The following is a 16,934-nucleotide window of genomic DNA, read 5'->3' as shown; positions in this document are numbered from 1 at the left end:
TTACAGCGCGACGCCTTCGTCGCCGATCAGCCTTTCGAGCAGCCAGATCAACGCAAAGTCGATGAGCACGATGACGACCGCGAACGAGAACACGGTCGGATCGAGCGAGGACACGGTGCGGCTGTACAGCCAGATGGGCAGCGTCATCGTGTCGATGCCGTACAGAAAGAACGTGACCGTGAACTCGTTGAACGAGACGATGAAGGCGAACAGCATGCCGGCGAGAATGCCGGGCCGCATGAGCGGCAGGACCACATCGACGATCGCGCGGCGCGGGCTCGCGCCCATCAGGCACGCGGCTTCCTCGAACTCCGGGCCGATCGCCGCGACCGAGGCGGCGCAGTTCTTCACCGTGAACGGCAAGGCGAGGATCACGTGCGCGATGATGAGCCGCAGAATGCCGAGCTCGACGGGCAGCACGTTGAACACGAGCAGCAGCGAGAGCCCGAGCATCACGAGCGGATAGACCAGCGGCAGCGCGACGAGCTGCTCGATAACCGCCTTGCCGCGGAAGCGATAGCGCGAGAGCGCGTAGGCGGCGGGCACCGAGACGGCGGTGGCGATGATCATCGTCGATACCGCGACGACGAGGCTCGTCGTGAGGGCCGTGCCCATCGAGAGCACATCGCTTGCGTCGGGCGATACGAACGTGTGCCACGCGGCCCGATACCAGCGCAGCCCGAAGCTCGGCGGCGGGAATTGGAGCGTATCCGAATTGCCGAACGACATCGTCACCATCGTGAGGATCGGCAGGGCGGCGAGAAAGAGCACGACGGTCGCGAGCAGGCTGGCGGCGCGGCTCAGGCGTCCCGGCATGATCGCGGAAAGGCGCAGGGCGCTCATGAACGGGCTTCCTCCGTGCTTTGCATGCCGCGTACGAGCCGTTGCGATACCGACATGATGACGAGCGTCGCCACCATCAGCACCACGCCGGATGCCGACGCGGCGGGCCAGTTCAGAAGCGGCGCCACCTGGTCGTGCACGAGCACGGCGAGCATGGGCACGCGGCGGCCGCCCAGCAGCAGCGGCACGGCGAACGCGCTCGCGTTGTAGGCGAAGACGAGCAGCGCGCCGGAAACGAGACCGGGCATCGCGAGCGGCAGGACGATGTGGCGCAGCGTCTGCGAGCGCGTCGCGCCGAGCGTAGCGGCCGCTTCCTCGTAAGAGCGCGAGATGGCGCGCATGGCGCTCGCGAGCGGCAGCACGGCGAGCGGGAACGCGGTCTGGATCAGGCCGAGCAGCACGCCGTTCTCGCGATAAAGCCACTGCACCGGACGCCGCACGACGCCAGCCGCGAGCAGCGCGTTATTCAGCATGCCCGCCGGCCCGAGCATCACGAGCCAGCCGTAACCCTGCAGCAGCAGATTGACGAGCAGCGGCAGCAGCACGCCGGCAAGAAGGAGCCGGCGAGCGAGCCGCGATTCGGTGCGCGCCATCGCGAGCGCCACCGGAATCGCCAGCGCCACCGCGCAGACCATGCTCTCAAACGCGAGCTTGAGCGTCAGCCCGAGCGAACGCAGGAAGTACGAATCGGCGAGGTCCGCGTAATTGTGAAGCGTGAGTGCGCGCCACTCGTTCCCCGGCACGCCGAAGCTCATGCGCAGCACCGCGAGCGACGCCGCGACGAGCACGGCGAGAAACGCGAGGATCGGCGCGAGCAGCACCCACGGCGGCACCCTGGGCAGCGCGGGAGCCGACGTCTGTCCGGAGGCGGCGTCTGCCAGCGTGGCCGTCCTGCGGCGGAAAGAGAGTGCGGACATGGAGCTCAGGCCGAGAAGATTTCCGTATAGCGCTTGATCCACGCCGGTTGCACCGCCGCCAATGCCTTGTCGTCGTGCAACACGGCGTTCTCCGCGATTTGCTGGGGAGACGGCACGAACGCGCGGCTTTCGGCGGGAATCGCCGCCTTCGAGTTCACCGGACCGTTCAGCACGTCGGCGGCCATGCGGCCTTGCACGCCCGCGTCGAGCGAATGGTTGATGAACGCGTGGATCAGGTCGATGTCGCCCGGGTGCGCCTTCGGTATGACCGTGAACATCAGCTGGGTGGCGAAGCCTTCCTTCATCCCGTACGTGACGGCCATCTTGTACTCGGGCTTGCGCAATTGATTGGGGAAGAACGCCGGCGAGTAGATGCCGCCGATATCCAGCGAACCCGTGCGGAACAGGTCGGCGACCTGATTCGGATTCTCGCCGAGCGTGAGCACGCGGTCCTTCAGTTGCGCGAGCTTCGCGAAGCCCGGTTCGATGTTCTGCTGCGAGCCGCCCGCCATCTTGGCGGCGATGATCGCGAGATCGACCGCTTCGGCCCATTCCGGCGGCGGCAGGAAAATCCGCCCCGCATACTTGGGATCCCAAAGCGCTTCGTAGGTCGTGGGCGCCGTCTTGACCGACGACGTGCTGTAGACGAGACCGTCCGACCACAACAGATAGCCGATGCCGAAGCCGTTGGCGCCCGTTTGATACCGCGCGGCGACATCCTTCAGGTTGGGGAGTTTGTTCAGATCGGGCTTCATCAGCAGACCGGCATCCGCGAGACCCGAGGCGCCCACGCCCGCGAGCGTGATGACGTCGTAGGTCGGGCGGTCTCCGGCCGCTTTCACTTTCGCCACCATGCCGGAGGTGCCGTCGGCGCGATCGGCGATGACCTGCGCGCCGGTCTTCTGGCTGAACGTCGCGGCAATGTTGCGCAAGGCCGCCGCGCCGGTGTCGTCGGACCATGTGAGCAGGCGCAGCGTCTTGCCGGCGAAGCTCCTCTCCTGCGCCTTCGCGGTGCTGATGAACGGCATCGGCAGACTCGATGCGGCGAGCGCCATGCCGATGGTCTTGATGGCCTGCCTTCTGCCTCGTTTGATGTCATGCATGGTTCACTCCTCGCTGAACGTGCAGCAGTCGGTCAATGCGGTCGGTCGATCAACAGCGGCGTTGTGAGAGCACTCTAGGGACGCAAAATTTCGGCAACAATCGAAATCTCGGCATGGTTGCCATGAGCCGAACGCATGGCTCGGCCTTAACAAAAGCTTTCAGTCGGGATCGGCCGCGGTCAGCACCTGCTTGATTTCCTGGAAGGCCGCGAGTCCGAACGGCCCGAGTTCGCGGCCGATGCTGCTCTTCTTGAAGCCGCCCCAGGATGTCTGAGGAAAGATCAGTTGCGGCGCGTTGATCCAGACGACGCCCGCCTGCAACGCGGCCGCCACGCGCTGTCCGCGTGCCGCGTCGCGCGTGACGACGCTTGCGACCAGCCCGAACTCGGTGTCGTTGGCGGTGGCGATCGCTTCGTCTTCCGTGTCGAAGCTGCGCACGCACAAGACGGGTCCGAAGATCTCTTCGCGCCACACGGCGCTGCCGGTGGGCACGTCGACGAACATCGTTGGCTGCACGAAGTATCCGGGTCCGTCGGGCGCCTGGCCCTGGACCACGAGGCTCGCGCCGTCCGCCTTGCCCCGCGCGATGAAGCGTTGCACGCGTTCGTGCTGCGCGCGGTTCGTGAGCGGCCCCATCTGCACGGCGGCGGCGAACGGATCGCCGACGACGGTGCGCGCGACCCGGTCGGCGAGGCGAGCGATCAGCGCCTGCGCGAGCGGCCGTTCGACCAGCACGCGCGACGTGGCCGAGCACATCTGTCCGGCATTGAAGAACGCACCGCCGATGACGAGATCGACGGCGAGATCGAGGTCGGCGTCCGCGAAAACGACGATGGACGACTTCCCGCCCAGTTCGAGGCTCACGCCCTTGATGGACTGCGCCGCCGCCTTCATGACCTGCTCGCCGACCGCCGTGCTGCCGGTGAACGAGACCTTGGCGATGAGCGGATGCGTGGTCAGCGCCGCGCCGACATCGGTGCCGGCGCCGGTCACGATGTTGAACACGCCGGGTGGCAGGCCGGCCTGCTCGACGATCGCGGCCAGCGCCAGTTCCGGCAGCGGGGTGAATTCGGAAGGCTTGAGCACGACCGTGCATCCCGCGGCGAGCGCGGGCGCGAGTTTCCAGGCCGTGGTCACCATCGGGAAATTCCAAGGCACGATCAGGCCGACCACGCCCGCGGGTTCACGGCGGATCACCGCGCGATGCCGGTCGCTCGGGATGGCGATCGCTTCGCCCGGTTCATCCAGCCGTTCGGCCAGCCCGGCGTAGTAGTCGAAGGTGGCGACCACGTCGCCGACATCGATGCGGGATTCGGCGATCGGCTTGCCGTTGTTGAGCGACTGAAGCGCGGCGAGATGCTCGGCACTGGCTTCCACGCCGCGTGCGATCGCTCGCAGAAAGGCGGCGCGCGCGGCGCCCGAAGTCTGTTTCCAGGCGCGCCATGCGTGCGACGCGGCGCGCACCGCGCGATCGACGTCGGCGGGACCGGCCGCGTCCACTTCGGCGATCGTCTCTTCGGTCGATGGATTGATGACGGGCAAGCGTTGCCGCGTTTCGGGCGCGCACCAGCAGCCGTCGATGAAGAGCTGGGTGCGCAGCGGAAAGTCGAAGACGGGGCGTGCGTCCGCGTTCATGACGGCACCCGTGCAAACCAGTCGGCTTCGCGGACCTCGATCACGGTCGGGACGTCGCGCGATACTGCGCGCCGCAGCTCGGCTTCGAGGGTCCGCGGGTCGTCGACTCTTGCGGCCTCGCATCCGAAGGCTTTGGCGAGCGCGGCGAAGTCGGGCGTGTAGATATCGACGCCGACGGGCGTGATATCGCGTTGCGCCATGTATTTGCGGATCTCGCCGTAGCCGAAGTTGTTCCACAGCATAACGATCACGGGCACGCGCGCCTCCACCGCGCTCGCCAGTTCCGGCAGCGTGAACTGCAGACCGCCATCGCCGATCAGGCAGACGACCGGCCGCCTGGGCGCGGCGAGCTTCGCGCCGATGGCGGCGGGCAGTCCATACCCGAGCGTGCCGTAGCCGGTCGACGAGTTGAACCATGAGCGCGGCGCCGGTGCATCGTGGAGAAAGTTGCCCGCGTAGACCGGGCTCGTCGAATCGCCTGCAATGACGACGCCGGGCAAGGTGCCGACGATCGTGTCGATCAGGCGCTGCTGCGAGCGCATCGCGGCGTCGCAGCCGGCCAGGTTGGCGGCCCGCACCGCGGCGACGCGCGCCGCGCCCCAGTCCGTCGCGGGCGGGCGAACGGGACGCTCGTGCAGTCTCGTCGACAGCTCGCTCAACGCCTCGCGCGCGTCACTGACGATGGCCACATCCGGACGAACGTTGCGCATCAGTTGTTGCGCATCGATATCGATGCGGATGAGCTTGCCTGCGATCGCAAAGCCGCCGTCGAAGACGACGTCGTAATCGGTTTCGCCCAGTTCGGTTCCGACCGCGAGCACTACGTCGGCTTCGCGGATCATCGCGCGGGTGTGCGGCAGCGACTGCGTGGACCCGATGAGAAGCGGCTGTCCGGACGGCAGCAGACCTTTCGCATTGGTCGTGAGCGCGACCGGCGCCTGCAGCCGCTCGGCGAGCTCGCGCAGTTCGGCGGCAGCGTCGGCCGCGCCGCCGCCAGCGAGAATCAGCGGGCGGCGCGCCTCCGCGAGCAGTTCCGCGGCGGCGGCGAGCGCGGCGGGGTGTGCAGCGGGTTTCGCCGCACGCACGGCGCACGACGCCTCGATGACGCCCGCCGGCGACACGATGACGTCGAGCGGGATCTCGATATGCACCGGCCGCGGCCGGGCGCTCTCGAACACCGCGAACGCGCGGGCCAGCACCTGAGGCAGATCGGCGGCATCGAGCAAGGTGTGCGAAAACGCGGCGAGCCCGTTGAATACTTCGCGCTGCGAGGGCAGTTCGTGCAGGCGTCCGTCGCCGCTGCCGAGTTCGCTGCGCGCATTGACGCTCGATATCACGAGCATCGGGATGGAATCGGCATGGGCCTGTGCCATCGCGGTCGCGATATTGGTCATGCCCGGACCGGTGATGATGAAGCAGACGCCAGGCTTGCCGGTGACACGCGCATATCCGTCGGCCATGAAGCCCGCGCCCTGTTCGTGACGGGGCGTCACGTGCCGGATCGACGAGCGCGCAAGACCGCGATAGAGCTCTACTGTGTGCACCCCCGGGATGCCGAAGACATACTGGACCCCGTAAATCTCGAGCAAGGTGACGAGGGATTCGCCACAGGTTCGATGGCGCGAGCCGGCCTGGCCGTTTGCCGTTCTCACGTTGCGATCGTCGAAGTGCCTGGTGGATTCACGAAGGTTCATCGGTCGTTGCATTCCTGATTGGTTGGACTGCGGAGGCGGCTGGGGTGCAATCATTCTCGACGCGGCTCCGTCGCGAAGCCAATCGAAAAGATCTCATGAGGCGCATCAGATTTCGGCATGGGTCAGGCAGGCCGCGCGTGGATGGATGGCAGCCCCGCGGCGGGCTCGTGCTCCGTGCTTCGGAAGCGCATCGCGGATCTTCAGCTCGGGACACGCGGCTGCGTGAAATGCGACGCTCGCGCTGGTCGGCGGACCGATCCGCATCGGCCTGACAGATGAAGAGGTGGAACAGCGCGGCTCGCCGGATCCGGATAGTCCCTCGACTGCAATAGTTATTCGGGAAAGCGCGCATAGCATCCGGCAAACGCTTCGTTTGCTCGCAATGGGGGCGAACGTACCATCATTCGTTCAACCCGCTCCCGGTCATTCCCGCCCGCCTGCCCATGAACGTTCCCCGCTATCCTTCCGCCGCGCTACGGCTCGATGCCGGCGCGCCCCCCGAACGGGACGACAAGCGCACAAACGATACGCGCGCGCTAGTCGACCTGCCCACACGCGAAGCGGCGCAGGCACGCGCGCGCACGTTGAGCGTGCTGCGCTCGCGGGGTTTGCGCATCGGCGTTCCGCTCGCGTTGATCGTGTTGTGGCAGCTCGCATCCTCGCTGCAACTCGTCGCGCCCGAAACCTTGCCGCCGCCGACCGTCATCGTCGCGGCACTGAAGGAACTGATCGCGGACGGCGAACTGCAAAGCGCGATCGGCGTGTCGCTCGTGCGCGCGGCGACGGGCTTGGCCATCGGCGGCGGCATCGGTCTTTTGGCGGGCCTGTTTGCGGGCCTGTGGCGCGTCGGCGAAGAGATCGTCGATGCGCCACTGCAGATGCTGCGCACCATTCCGTTCATTGCCCTGATTCCGCTCTTCATCACCTGGTTCGGCATCGGTGAAGGCGCGAAGGTCGCGGTGATCCTCGCGGCCACCATCTTTCCGATGTATCTCAACACGTATGCCGGCGTGCGCGGCGTCGATCCGAAGCTGCTCGAAGCGGCGCGCGTTTTCGGGCTGTCGAGCCGGCAGATGGCGCTGCGCATCATTCTGCCGACGGCGCTGCCATCGATCCTCGTCGGCGTGCGCTATTCGAGCGCCGTCGCCTTGCTCGCGCTCGTCGTCGCGGAGCAGATCAACGCGCAGAACGGCATCGGCTACATCCTCGTGAACGCGAACCAGAATCAGCGCGCGGACATCATCATCGCGGGCATTCTGGTGTATGCGGCGCTCGGCATCGTCACCGATCTCGTGATGCGCGCGCTCGAACATCTCGCCCTGCCGTGGAGGCCGCGTTTTGAACTCGCCTGACATCGAACGCTTCGACGCGTTGCAACAGCGCGAAGCCGCGCTCGAACTCGACCGCGTGAGCCGCGTGTTCTCAGGGCGCGCGGTGCTGAAGGACGTCTCGCTCACCATCAGGCGCGGCCAGTTCGTGTCGATGCTCGGCGCATCGGGCGCGGGCAAGACGACGCTGTTGCGCATCCTCGCCGGGCTCGATCGCGCCGACAGCGGTCGCGTGCGCGTCGCGGGCGCGCGTTCCGTCGTGTTTCAGGAGCCGCGTCTCGTGCCCGCCAAGCGCGTATGGGAAAACGTCGTCATCGGCCACGACCGCCTGGGCGCGGCGAAGCAGTCCGCGCTCGCCGCGCTCGACGAAGTCGGCTTGTCGCGCCACGCGCAAGGCTGGCCGAAGACGCTTTCCGGCGGCGAGGCGCAACGCGTCGCGCTCGCGCGTGCGCTCGTGCGCGAGCCGAAGCTCTTGTTGCTCGACGAACCCTTCGCCGCGCTCGATGCGTTGACGCGCATCCGCATGTACGAACTCGTCGCGCGTCTGTGGCGCGCGCATACGCCTGCGGTCGTGCTCGTGACGCACGACATCGACGAAGCGATTCTGCTGTCCGATCGCATCGTCGTGCTATCGCAAGGCGAGATCAGCGCGGATGTGACGGTCGATTCTCCGCGTCCGCGTTCGCGCGGCGACGAGCACGCCATCGCGTTGCGCGCGCGGCTGCTCGCGGAACTCGGCGTCGACGACGCTGCATTGCAAGCCGCGTCCCGAAACGCGGCATGAAGACTTCATTCACTCAGACCACACGTTCATGCGCATCAGGAAACGCTTCATCGCTTTTTTCGTGACGAGTTTCGTCGCGGGGTCGTCGGCATCGTTCGCGCAAGGCGAACCGCTGACGCTCACGATCGGCACGCAGGACGCCGCATGGCCATTGATCGTCGAAGCGTCGCACGTGCTCGACGGCGCGCCGTACAAAGTCAAATGGGCCGTGCTGACCGGTCCGGCGGCGCAACTGTCCGCGCTGTATTCGAAGGTGCTCGATGTCGGGCTGATGGGCGATACGTCGCTCATCATCGAACAGGGCAACGCACGCACGCCGTGGACCGCGGACACCGCGCCCTTGCAGATCATCGCGGGCTGGCGCAATCCGGATAGCAGCTATCCGCCTATCGTCACGGTCGTGCGCAAGAGCGCCGACGTCAAGGACCTCGCCGATCTCAAGGGCAAAACGTGGGGCTATAACTTCGGCGGCTTCAACTATCTGCAATACGTGCTCTCGTATGTGAAGGCCGGACTCAAGCCGAAGGACTTCGAAGCCGTCAAGTTCGGCGACGGCAACGTGTCCGCGTCCGCGTTCAATGCGGGGCAGGTCGCGGTGTATTCGGGCGGCTACGGCCCGGTCAAGGAAACGGTGGACAAGGGCGATGCGCGCGTCATCATCAGGAGCGACGAACTCGACATACCGGCGTTGTCCGTGTTCACCGCCCGCACCGACGTGCTGCGCGATCCGAAGAAGAGCGAGGCGCTCGGCGACTTCCTCGGCCGTTTGAAGAACTCGTGGACGTGGTGGGCGCAGAACGTGCCGGCTGTCGAGAAGATCTATCTCGAGAAGATGAAGCAAAGCCCGGCGCGCGCGAAATTCTCCGCCGAAAACGGACGTTCCCGGTTCTATCCACTCGACAAGGAACTGGTGGCGCGCGAGCAGAAGATCGCGGACACGCTCTATAAATCCGGCGACATCAAGAATCAGATCAAGGTGGACGTAGAGTTCAACCCGGTGTTCGACAGGCAGGCCGTCGCATCGCACTGAAGCTTCGCGGAAACGGCGTGCCTTTCGTGCTGAAGGCACGCCGTTTGACTTACACGTCGAGCTTCGTATAAGGATTCGCGTAAGTGAACGGATCGCAGAGTAGATCGTTCAACGCATACTGCCCGACCGCGTGATATTTCCACCGCACGCTGTCGTGCAAAGTGTGCGTGCGCGCATTACGCCAATGCCGGTCGAGTTTGTGTTCGGAGCGCGTCGATTGCGTCCCCGCGAGTTCGAACAGCTTGTTCGATGCATCGAGCGCGAATCGCGTCGTGACGATCTTCGCTTCCGCCGTCGCGACGATGGCAGCGGCGACGGCCTCGCGCGGCGCGTTTGGGTCGCGCGCCCGGTCGATCGACTCGGCGGCGCGTGCGGTCAGCGCCTCGGCCGCATGCAAATCGACCGTCAGTGCGCCGATGTCGCGCAGCGTGTACGGGTCGTCCGTCGCATGCGATGCGCCGCTGCCGCGCGCGGGATGCGCGAACGCGTGCAGGAAGCGCTTCGTCTCATCGAGCGCGGCCCGGCCGATACCGAGATCGATCGCCGCATGGAGCACCTGCGACACGGCATTGGCCGCATCGATATACGGACGGCGCCCGCGCGCGACGATCTGCAGCGCATCGAGTTCGACCTCGTCGAGCCGCACCTGACCGCTCGCCGTCGTGCGCTGACCGAATCCCGACCAGTCGTCGATGACTTCGACGCCGCGCGCATGCCGTGCGACGAAAGCGGTCACGGGAAGACCGTCGTCATCGCGCGCGGCGACAGGAATCCAGTGGGCGAAAAGCGCGCCCGTCGAATACACCTTGCGGCCCGTCAGCACGAAGCCGTTGCCCTTCGCGCGGCGGCGCACGCGCGTCTCGTGCTCCGAGGGCAGACGGTCGCCCGGTTCGGCGGTCGCATTGCCAAAGCGTTCTCCGGCGAGCGCGCGTGAAAAGAAGAAGTCCTGCTGACTCGGCGTGCCGTCGTGTCGCAGACGTTCGAGCGTCGCGAAGTGATTCTGCGGAATTTGCCCGAGCGACGAATCCGCCGCCGAGATCGTATCGAACACCTGCGCGATGGTGCGCACGGAGACATCGATGCCGCCGAATGCGCGCGGCACGCCGATGCCCCATAAGCCGCTCGCGCTGAACACTTCGATCTCGTCGAGCGGCAGCCGGCGATCGCGATCGCGCGCGGCGGCGTCGACGGCGAATTCGGCGGCGAGACGCCGCGCGGTGTCGAGGGCTTCGTCGTCCGAGCGGATGAGCGCCGCGCGCGTGAGTTGCTTGTCCTGTGTCATGCGGTTCCTGTCCTCTCGATGTTCATGCGGCACGCGCCGACGATGCATACTGGCTGGCCGGTCGCGGCAGGCCGAGATGATCGCGCAGCGTCGTGCCTTCGTAGTCGCGGCGAAAAATGCCTTTGCGCTGCAGGATCGGCACGACGTGATCGACGAAGGCGGCGAGGCCCGAAGGAAACACGTCGGCGTTGAGATTGAAGCCGTCCGCGCCGCGTGCCTGGAACCATTGCTCGATATCGTCGGCGATCTGCTCGGGCGTGCCGACGATCATCCGGTGGGCGCCGGGGTTGCGGTCGAGCAGATCGCGCACCGTGAGGTTCCCGCTCTTCGCGAGCGCGACCGTCGAGTCGATGAAACCGCGCGGCAGGTCCGAACGCGCGACCTTGCCGATGAGCTCGTAGGGCAAGGGCGCATCGATCGACAGATCGTCGGGCGCGAGGCCGAGTGCGCCCGCAAGCCGCGCGATTTCGCGATCGGTATCGAGCAGCGCGTCGAGTTCGGCCTTGCGTTCGCGCGCCTCGCGCTCGGTTCCGCCGATGACCGGATACAGCCCCGGCAGCAGCAGGAAATGATCGGGATTGCGGCCATGCGCGCGCACGCGGTCTTTCATCTCCGCGTAGAAAGCCTGCGCCGTCGGCAGCGTCGTCTGCGCGGTAAAGACGGCGTCGGCGAAGCGTGCGGCAAGCGCGCGTCCGCCTTCCGAGGAGCCGGCCTGCACGAGCACGGGCCGCCCTTGCGGGCTGCGCGGCACGGACAGCGGCCCGCGCACGGAGAAGTACTTGCCGCGATGCTCGATCGTATGCACGCGCGCGGGATCGGTATAGCGGCCCGACGGGCGGTCGGCGACGAAGGCATCGTCTTCCCAGCTGTCCCAGAGCTTCGTCACGACCTCGACGAACTCCTGTGCGCGCGCATACCGCTCTTCGGTCGAGAGCGGAATCTCGTGGCTGAAGTTCGCGGCGGCGTGCGTGTCGTAAGTCGTCACCGCATTGAACGCGATGCGTCCGCCGCTCAGATGATCGACCGATGCGAAGCGGCGCGCGAGATTGAACGGATCGTTGAACGTGGTCGATGCCGTCGCGATCAGGCCGACATGTTGCGTCGCGCCCGCGAGCGCGGTCAGCAGCACGGTCGGTTCCAGCGCCTGCGACGGGCCTTCGGCGTGATTGCGCAGCGACAGGGTATCGGAGAGAAACACCGCATCGAGCTTGCCGCGCTCGGCCGTCGCCGCGATCGCCTTGAAGAAGCTCAGATCGATGATCGAACGTGGATTGTCGAGCGTGCGCCAGCCCGCCGGATGCCGCCCGGTGCCGGTCACGTTCGTGTTCAGATGGAGTTGCCGTGGCCGCGTGGTGGTCATGTCGTCGTGTGCAGAGAGTTGGATCCGGCGAAGTCGCGACGCAGGCCCGCTTCGACGAGCAAAGGCAGCACCGCTTCACCGAAATAGGCGAGATCGGGTTCGAAGTCGAAAAAGGTCAGTTGCACGCCGTCGCATCCGGCGCGTTTCAGCGCGAGCAGCTTGTCGACGATCTGCTCGGGCGAACCGATCAGATGCAGATTGCCGCCGAGGATGCGCTGCTCGCGCTTGTGCTTCGACCACGCTTTCGCGTCGCTGCGGCTGCCTTGCGCGACGAAGCCGTCGAGCGCCCCTTCATCGGCGTGCGCGACGATGGCGTCGCGATACGCATACGCCTCGCGCTCGGTCGGACGGCATACGATCGTCGGGTTAATGAGCGTGCGTACGCGCCGTTCGACGCGCGCCGCGCCTTCGCGAATTTTTGCGGTATGCGCGGGCAAGGCGCCGATGGCGTCGTCGAAATCCGCGCCCGCCGGACTCGTGATGAAGACGAGGTCCGAATGGCGCACCGCATAGTCGATGCCGGCATCGGAGCCGGTCGCGTTGACGAGTACCGGACGGCGATAGCGCGGGCGCGGGCTCACGAAGGCATCGTCGAGCTGCCAGCGCGGCGTGCGGATCGTCAGGTTCGCGTCGCTGCGCCAGAGCGTGTCGAGCACGCCGACGAATTCCGCCGCGCGCGCATAGCGCTCGTCGTGCTCGATCATCGGCTGGCCGAACATCGCCCATTCGGTGGAGACGTGACCGGTCACGAGATTGATGCCCCAGCGCCCGTTCGAAATGTGATCGAGCGTCGCGCCGAACTTCGCGAGATGCAGCGGATGCCACGGCCCGTAGAGCGCATGAACCGTCGAGATCAGCAGGATGCGCTCGGTGATCGCGGCGAGCGCGCTCGTCGCGATGAATGCATCGAGCGACTGCTCGCGATACTTCATCTCGCCGCCGTGACCGTTCTTGCCGAGCCATTGCGCGAGCCCGAAGACGAGATCGAAGCCGAGCGCTTCCGCCTGCTTCGTCAGACGCGCGTTGTAGTCGAAGCGCCAGTCGGTGCCGCGCGGCAGCGTCGAAATGGACCAGCCGCCGTTCTGGATCGGCAGGAAGAGGCCGAGGATCAGCGGTTGCTGGAACGCCACGTGCAGCGGACTGCCTTCGATGTCCGCCGGGCTCGATGCGCCGTCGAACGTGGGGCTCATTCCGCGCGCCCCGCGATGTCGGCGAGCCGTTCGCGGCTGCGGCGCGCGGTGGGCGTTTCGAAGTCGAGCACGTCGATGGACGCGATCGCATCGCGGTCCACCTGTTCGACGAGTTGCAACTCCCAGGCGAGATACGCGTTCATCTGCGCGGCGACCTGATCCGCCTTTGCGTGATACGGGCTGTACCACGCGTCGTCGTCGCCGGTCAGGTTGCCCGCGTCGCCGGCGTCCTGGGGCAGTCCGAGCGCGAGCCAGCGGCGCGTGCCGCCGATGAGCGCGGATACGCCGCCGCGCGTCTGCGCGATTTCCGCCGCGACAAGTCCCGCGAGCACGCCGTCTTCTGACGTGAGCACGAACGGCGTGTCGCGCGGCAAGTCGCTCAGATGCGCGAGAACGGCGCTCGCCGCGACGAAGCGCGCGCCCTTCACATGGGCGCGGCGGAACGCGAGGCTGCTGTCGATATCGATGGTCTGCACGGCGCCCGCTTCGATCTCGCGCAACAACGCATCGGCTTCTATCCAGCGCGTGCGCGCGCCGTGCGGACGCACGCGCACGGCCTGCGAACCGGCTTCCAGGTGCTCGGCGACGAGCGATGCGCTCCCCGCATCGTCGAGCACGCGGACATCGAGATAGCCGAGTTGCTTGAGCCACGACGCCGTCATGCGCGCGCGCACCCCGTCGTCGTCGCGCAGCACGACGCGCGCATGCAGCGTGCCGACGTATTCGTCGGTTGCCTGCACGAGCTGTCCGCCGGGCGCGTTTTGCCAGCCTGCCGGATGACCCGCTTCGTATTCGAGCGGATCGCGCACGTCGAAGCGATACAGCGTGCGTTCCCCGCTTTCGCGTTCGAGCGCGGCGAGCGTGTCGCGGTCGATGACCGGCACACGGGCGCGGCGCGCGGCGGCGGCGGCGAGCTCGCGCGCGGTCGCGAGCGCCTCGCCTTCGGGGCGCGGCGCGGTGCGGATCTTGCCGTGTTCGAGTTCGAAGCCTTCGAGCAGCCACGACATGGAGCCGCCCGTGAGCGCGGCGACCGGGTTCGGCACGCCCGCGTTGATGAGCGACTGCGCGCCGAGGATGCTGCGCGTGCGGCCCGCGCAGTTCACGACGATCAGCGTATCCGGCGACGGCACGACAGCGAGCGCGCGATAGACGAGTTCCGCGCCCGCGCAATCGATGCCGCCGGGAATGCTCATCGTGTTGAATTCGCCGAACGGACGCGAGTCGAGCACGACGAGATCGTCGCCGGCATCCTGGCGGGCCTTCAACGTCGAGGCGTCGATGTTGGGCGTATGCAGCTTGTGCTCGATGACTTCGCCGAATGCCTTGCCCGGCACATTGGTGCCCGAAAAAACTTCGAAGCCCGCCTGCGCCCAGCCTTCGACGCCGCCTTCGAGGATCGCGACGTCGGTATAACCCCAGCGTTCGAGCGAGGCGGCTGCGCGCGGCGTGTACTCGCCGTGGGTATCGACGAGAACGATGGGTGTGCCGCGGCGCGGCACGAGGCGATCGATCAGCAGTCCGAGCCGGCCCACCGGCGCAACCGACGAATAGAACAGACGCTTTCGCGCGGAGACGCCTTCCTCGCGCACGTCGAGCACGGCGAGTTCCGAGCGTTGAGCGATGAGCGTGCGCAACTGCGAGGCGGATACGGAACGGGACATGAGAGAGAAGTCCTTGAAAGTAGGAAGCGGAATCGAGAAATCAGGCGTACGGCGGGCCGCCGCCATCCACATAGAGACGCGTCCCGGTGACGAAGCGGGCATCGTCGGAGAGCAGATACGTGACCGCCGCCGCGACGTCGTCGGGCGTGCCGGGGCCGTCGAGCGCGGTGAGACGCGTGGGTTCGGCGTCGGCCTGGCCGGTCGTCATCGACGCGAAGCGCGGCGATTCGATCGGACCGGGCGCGACCGCGTTGACGCGCACGCCATGCGGCCCGTACTTGCGTCCGAGACCTTGCACGAGCAGGTCCAGCGCGGCGTTGACGCTCGAACCGGGGAAATGATTATCGATGTTGCGCGAGGACGCGACCACATGCGCGCCTGCGCAAGCGAGTCTTCGCACGACGGCCGCGCCGAGCGCGCCGAATGCGCCTGTGACCCAGAAAACCCGGTCATTGAACTGATCGTGACTGGACATGGACGGATGCACATGGGATGGAAGCTCTCCATGTTGATTCCTCGTGTCGTCAGGACGAACGGATCATTTCGCGAAAGCTCTGCACGATGGGCGTAATGGGCTTGCCAGCGACCGGTCAATTTGCTTAGCTGATTAACTTGGTTGGCGCGACGCGGCCTCTCTCCTAGTGTGTATCGCTCCGAAATGCCGGCCGCGAGAAAGCGCGCGTACCATGAACAGACATCTGCATTTCAACGCGTTCCACATGAACGCGCCCGCGCATTCGTGGGCCGGATTCTGGCGGCATCCGCGCGACCGTTCTCTCGAACACAACACGCTCGGCTACTGGATCGAACTTGCGCAGACTGCCGAACGCGGCCTGTTCGACGGCGTTTTTCTGGCCGATGTCTTCGGCATCTACGATGTCTACGGCGGCGGCGTCGACGCGACGCTGTTCTCCGCCGCGCAATCGCCATCGCACGATCCGCTGCTGACGGTGCCCGCGATGGCGCATGCGACGAAGCACCTGGGCTTCGGCGTGACCGCCAATTTGACGTACGAGCATCCGTATCAGTTCGCGCGGCGTTTCTCGACGCTGGATCATCTGACGGGCGGGCGCGCTGGCTGGAACGTCGTCACCGGATATCTGGAGAGCGCGGCGCGGGGCATGGGACTGGAGAAGGCGCGCGAGCACGACGAGCGCTATGCGGCGGGGGAGGACTTCCTCGAAGCCGTCTACAAGTTATGGGAAGGAAGCTGGACGGAGGGCGCGGTCGTGCATGACAGGCGCGCGGGCAAGCCTTACACGGACCCGTCGAAGATCCGCCGCGTGTTGCACGAAGGGCCGTACTTTCGCGTCGATGGCTTCAATCTCGTGGAGCCGTCGCCGCAACGCACGCCGGTGTTGTATCAAGCCGGCGCATCGGGACGCGGCAAGGCGTTCGCCGGCAAGCATGCCGAATGCGTGTTCCTCGAAGGCCAGACGCCTGCCATCGTCGCGGCGGCGGCGCGTGACATCCGCAAGCATGCGGTCGACGCCGGCCGCGCGCCTGACGACGTGCTGCTTTATCTCGGCGCGACCGTCGTGGTGGCGCGCACGTCCAGGGAAGCTCGGGCACTCCACGCCGAATACGCGGAATATGTCGACACGCTCGGCCAGCTCGTGCTCGTGTCGGGATGGACCGGCATCGACTTCGCGGCGATGGATCTCGACGAACCGATCCGCTATGTCAAAAGCAATGCGCTGCAATCGACCGTCGAAAACCTGACGAAGCGCGCCGGGCGGCCGATCACGCCGCGCGACATGACGCGCTTCGATCAGATCGGCGGGCGCGGGCCGTTCATTGTCGGCGATCCCGGAGAAGTGGCGGATCAACTCGTCGCGTGGGCCGATGAAACCGGCGTCGATGGCTTCAATCTGCGTCGCACGGTCATGCCGGAGAGCCTGCATGCGTTCGTCGATCTGGTCGTGCCGGAGTTGCAGAACCGTGGCCGATACCGCACGGCGTATGCGGACGGCACCCTGCGCGAGAAGCTGTTCGCGGGACGCGGGCCGCATCTGCGTGACACGCATCCCGGCGCGCGTTATCGCGCGGGCTGAGAAGCGCCGCCCGCGATGCGGTGCCGATTTCATAGACAGCATGGGCCGAGTAC

At 66.5% G+C, this 16,934-nt stretch carries 14 protein-coding genes; 4 read left to right on the top strand and 10 right to left on the bottom strand.

The genetic code is table 11. The annotated features are described in order from the left end of the window. The 5 genes from NCR93_RS29315 to NCR93_RS29295 form a co-directional block, all read right to left on the bottom strand. Window positions 1-843: an ABC transporter permease gene (locus NCR93_RS29315; RefSeq protein WP_175982459.1), complete on the bottom strand. Its 843-nt coding sequence runs from the start codon at window positions 841-843 to the stop codon at window positions 1-3. Then, window positions 840-1,760, bottom strand: a complete 921-nt coding sequence (locus NCR93_RS29310) for an ABC transporter permease (protein ID WP_175982460.1) — start codon at window positions 1,758-1,760, stop codon at window positions 840-842. The genes NCR93_RS29315 and NCR93_RS29310 overlap by 4 nt, the downstream gene beginning before the upstream one ends. Window positions 1,761-1,765: 5 nt before the next feature. Further along, window positions 1,766-2,863 (bottom strand): ABC transporter substrate-binding protein, encoded by a 1,098-nt coding sequence (locus NCR93_RS29305; protein WP_175982461.1) that lies wholly within the window; start codon window positions 2,861-2,863, stop codon window positions 1,766-1,768. Window positions 2,864-3,022: 159 nt separating this feature from the next. Next, the gene (locus tag NCR93_RS29300) at window positions 3,023-4,498 is read right to left on the bottom strand and encodes an aldehyde dehydrogenase family protein (RefSeq protein ID WP_175982462.1); all 1,476 of its coding nucleotides are present in this window, start codon (window positions 4,496-4,498) and stop codon (window positions 3,023-3,025) included. Further along, complete coding sequence (locus NCR93_RS29295; protein ID WP_175982463.1) at window positions 4,495-6,192, bottom strand: 5-guanidino-2-oxopentanoate decarboxylase; 1,698 nt, start codon at window positions 6,190-6,192, stop codon at window positions 4,495-4,497. The genes NCR93_RS29300 and NCR93_RS29295 overlap by 4 nt, the downstream gene beginning before the upstream one ends. A gap of 443 nt (window positions 6,193-6,635) precedes the next feature. Here NCR93_RS29295 and NCR93_RS29290 point away from each other — a divergent pair, with 443 nt between their 5' ends. The 3 genes from NCR93_RS29290 to NCR93_RS29280 are packed head-to-tail and all read left to right on the top strand — an operon-like array spanning window position 6,636 to window position 9,334. Then, entirely contained in the window at window positions 6,636-7,544 is a 909-nt protein-coding gene (locus tag NCR93_RS29290) for an ABC transporter permease (RefSeq protein ID WP_175982464.1), read from the top strand. Beyond that, window positions 7,531-8,304 (top strand): ABC transporter ATP-binding protein, encoded by a 774-nt coding sequence (locus tag NCR93_RS29285; protein ID WP_175982465.1) that lies wholly within the window; start codon window positions 7,531-7,533, stop codon window positions 8,302-8,304. The genes NCR93_RS29290 and NCR93_RS29285 overlap by 14 nt, the downstream gene beginning before the upstream one ends. A 28-nt stretch (window positions 8,305-8,332) precedes the next feature. Beyond that, entirely contained in the window at window positions 8,333-9,334 is a 1,002-nt protein-coding gene (locus NCR93_RS29280; RefSeq protein WP_008345457.1) for an ABC transporter substrate-binding protein, read from the top strand. Between the two features lie 49 nt (window positions 9,335-9,383). Here NCR93_RS29280 and NCR93_RS29275 read toward each other — a convergent pair whose 3' ends face one another. Genes NCR93_RS29275 through NCR93_RS29255 form a run of 5 tightly spaced genes read right to left on the bottom strand, consistent with a single transcriptional unit; the run spans window position 9,384 to window position 15,302 of the window. Further along, window positions 9,384-10,616, bottom strand: coding sequence for an SfnB family sulfur acquisition oxidoreductase (locus NCR93_RS29275; RefSeq protein ID WP_239295331.1), 1,233 nt, complete (start codon window positions 10,614-10,616; stop codon window positions 9,384-9,386). Window positions 10,617-10,638: 22 nt separating this feature from the next. Beyond that, window positions 10,639-11,976: an LLM class flavin-dependent oxidoreductase gene (locus NCR93_RS29270; protein ID WP_175982467.1), complete on the bottom strand. Its 1,338-nt coding sequence runs from the start codon at window positions 11,974-11,976 to the stop codon at window positions 10,639-10,641. Beyond that, complete coding sequence (locus NCR93_RS29265; RefSeq protein ID WP_175982468.1) at window positions 11,973-13,166, bottom strand: LLM class flavin-dependent oxidoreductase; 1,194 nt, start codon at window positions 13,164-13,166, stop codon at window positions 11,973-11,975. The genes NCR93_RS29270 and NCR93_RS29265 overlap by 4 nt, the downstream gene beginning before the upstream one ends. Further along, window positions 13,163-14,827 (bottom strand): rhodanese-like domain-containing protein, encoded by a 1,665-nt coding sequence (locus tag NCR93_RS29260; RefSeq protein WP_175982469.1) that lies wholly within the window; start codon window positions 14,825-14,827, stop codon window positions 13,163-13,165. Before NCR93_RS29260 ends, NCR93_RS29265 begins: the two co-directional genes overlap by 4 nt. A 40-nt stretch (window positions 14,828-14,867) precedes the next feature. Further along, window positions 14,868-15,302, bottom strand: a complete 435-nt coding sequence (locus NCR93_RS29255; protein ID WP_175982470.1) for an SDR family NAD(P)-dependent oxidoreductase — start codon at window positions 15,300-15,302, stop codon at window positions 14,868-14,870. A 211-nt stretch (window positions 15,303-15,513) separates the two neighbouring features. Between NCR93_RS29255 and NCR93_RS29250 the strand changes: the two genes are divergently transcribed. After that, window positions 15,514-16,881, top strand: coding sequence for an LLM class flavin-dependent oxidoreductase (locus NCR93_RS29250; protein ID WP_175982471.1), 1,368 nt, complete (start codon window positions 15,514-15,516; stop codon window positions 16,879-16,881). The last annotated feature ends 53 nt before the right edge of the window (window positions 16,882-16,934 follow it).

This window comes from Caballeronia sp. ATUFL_F1_KS39 (genome assembly GCF_023630985.1).
In the GTDB taxonomy this organism is placed as follows: Bacteria; Pseudomonadota; Gammaproteobacteria; order Burkholderiales; family Burkholderiaceae; genus Caballeronia; species Caballeronia zhejiangensis.
Note: the sequence above shows the minus strand (reverse complement) of the source record. Positions and strands in the feature narration are given on the sequence as shown.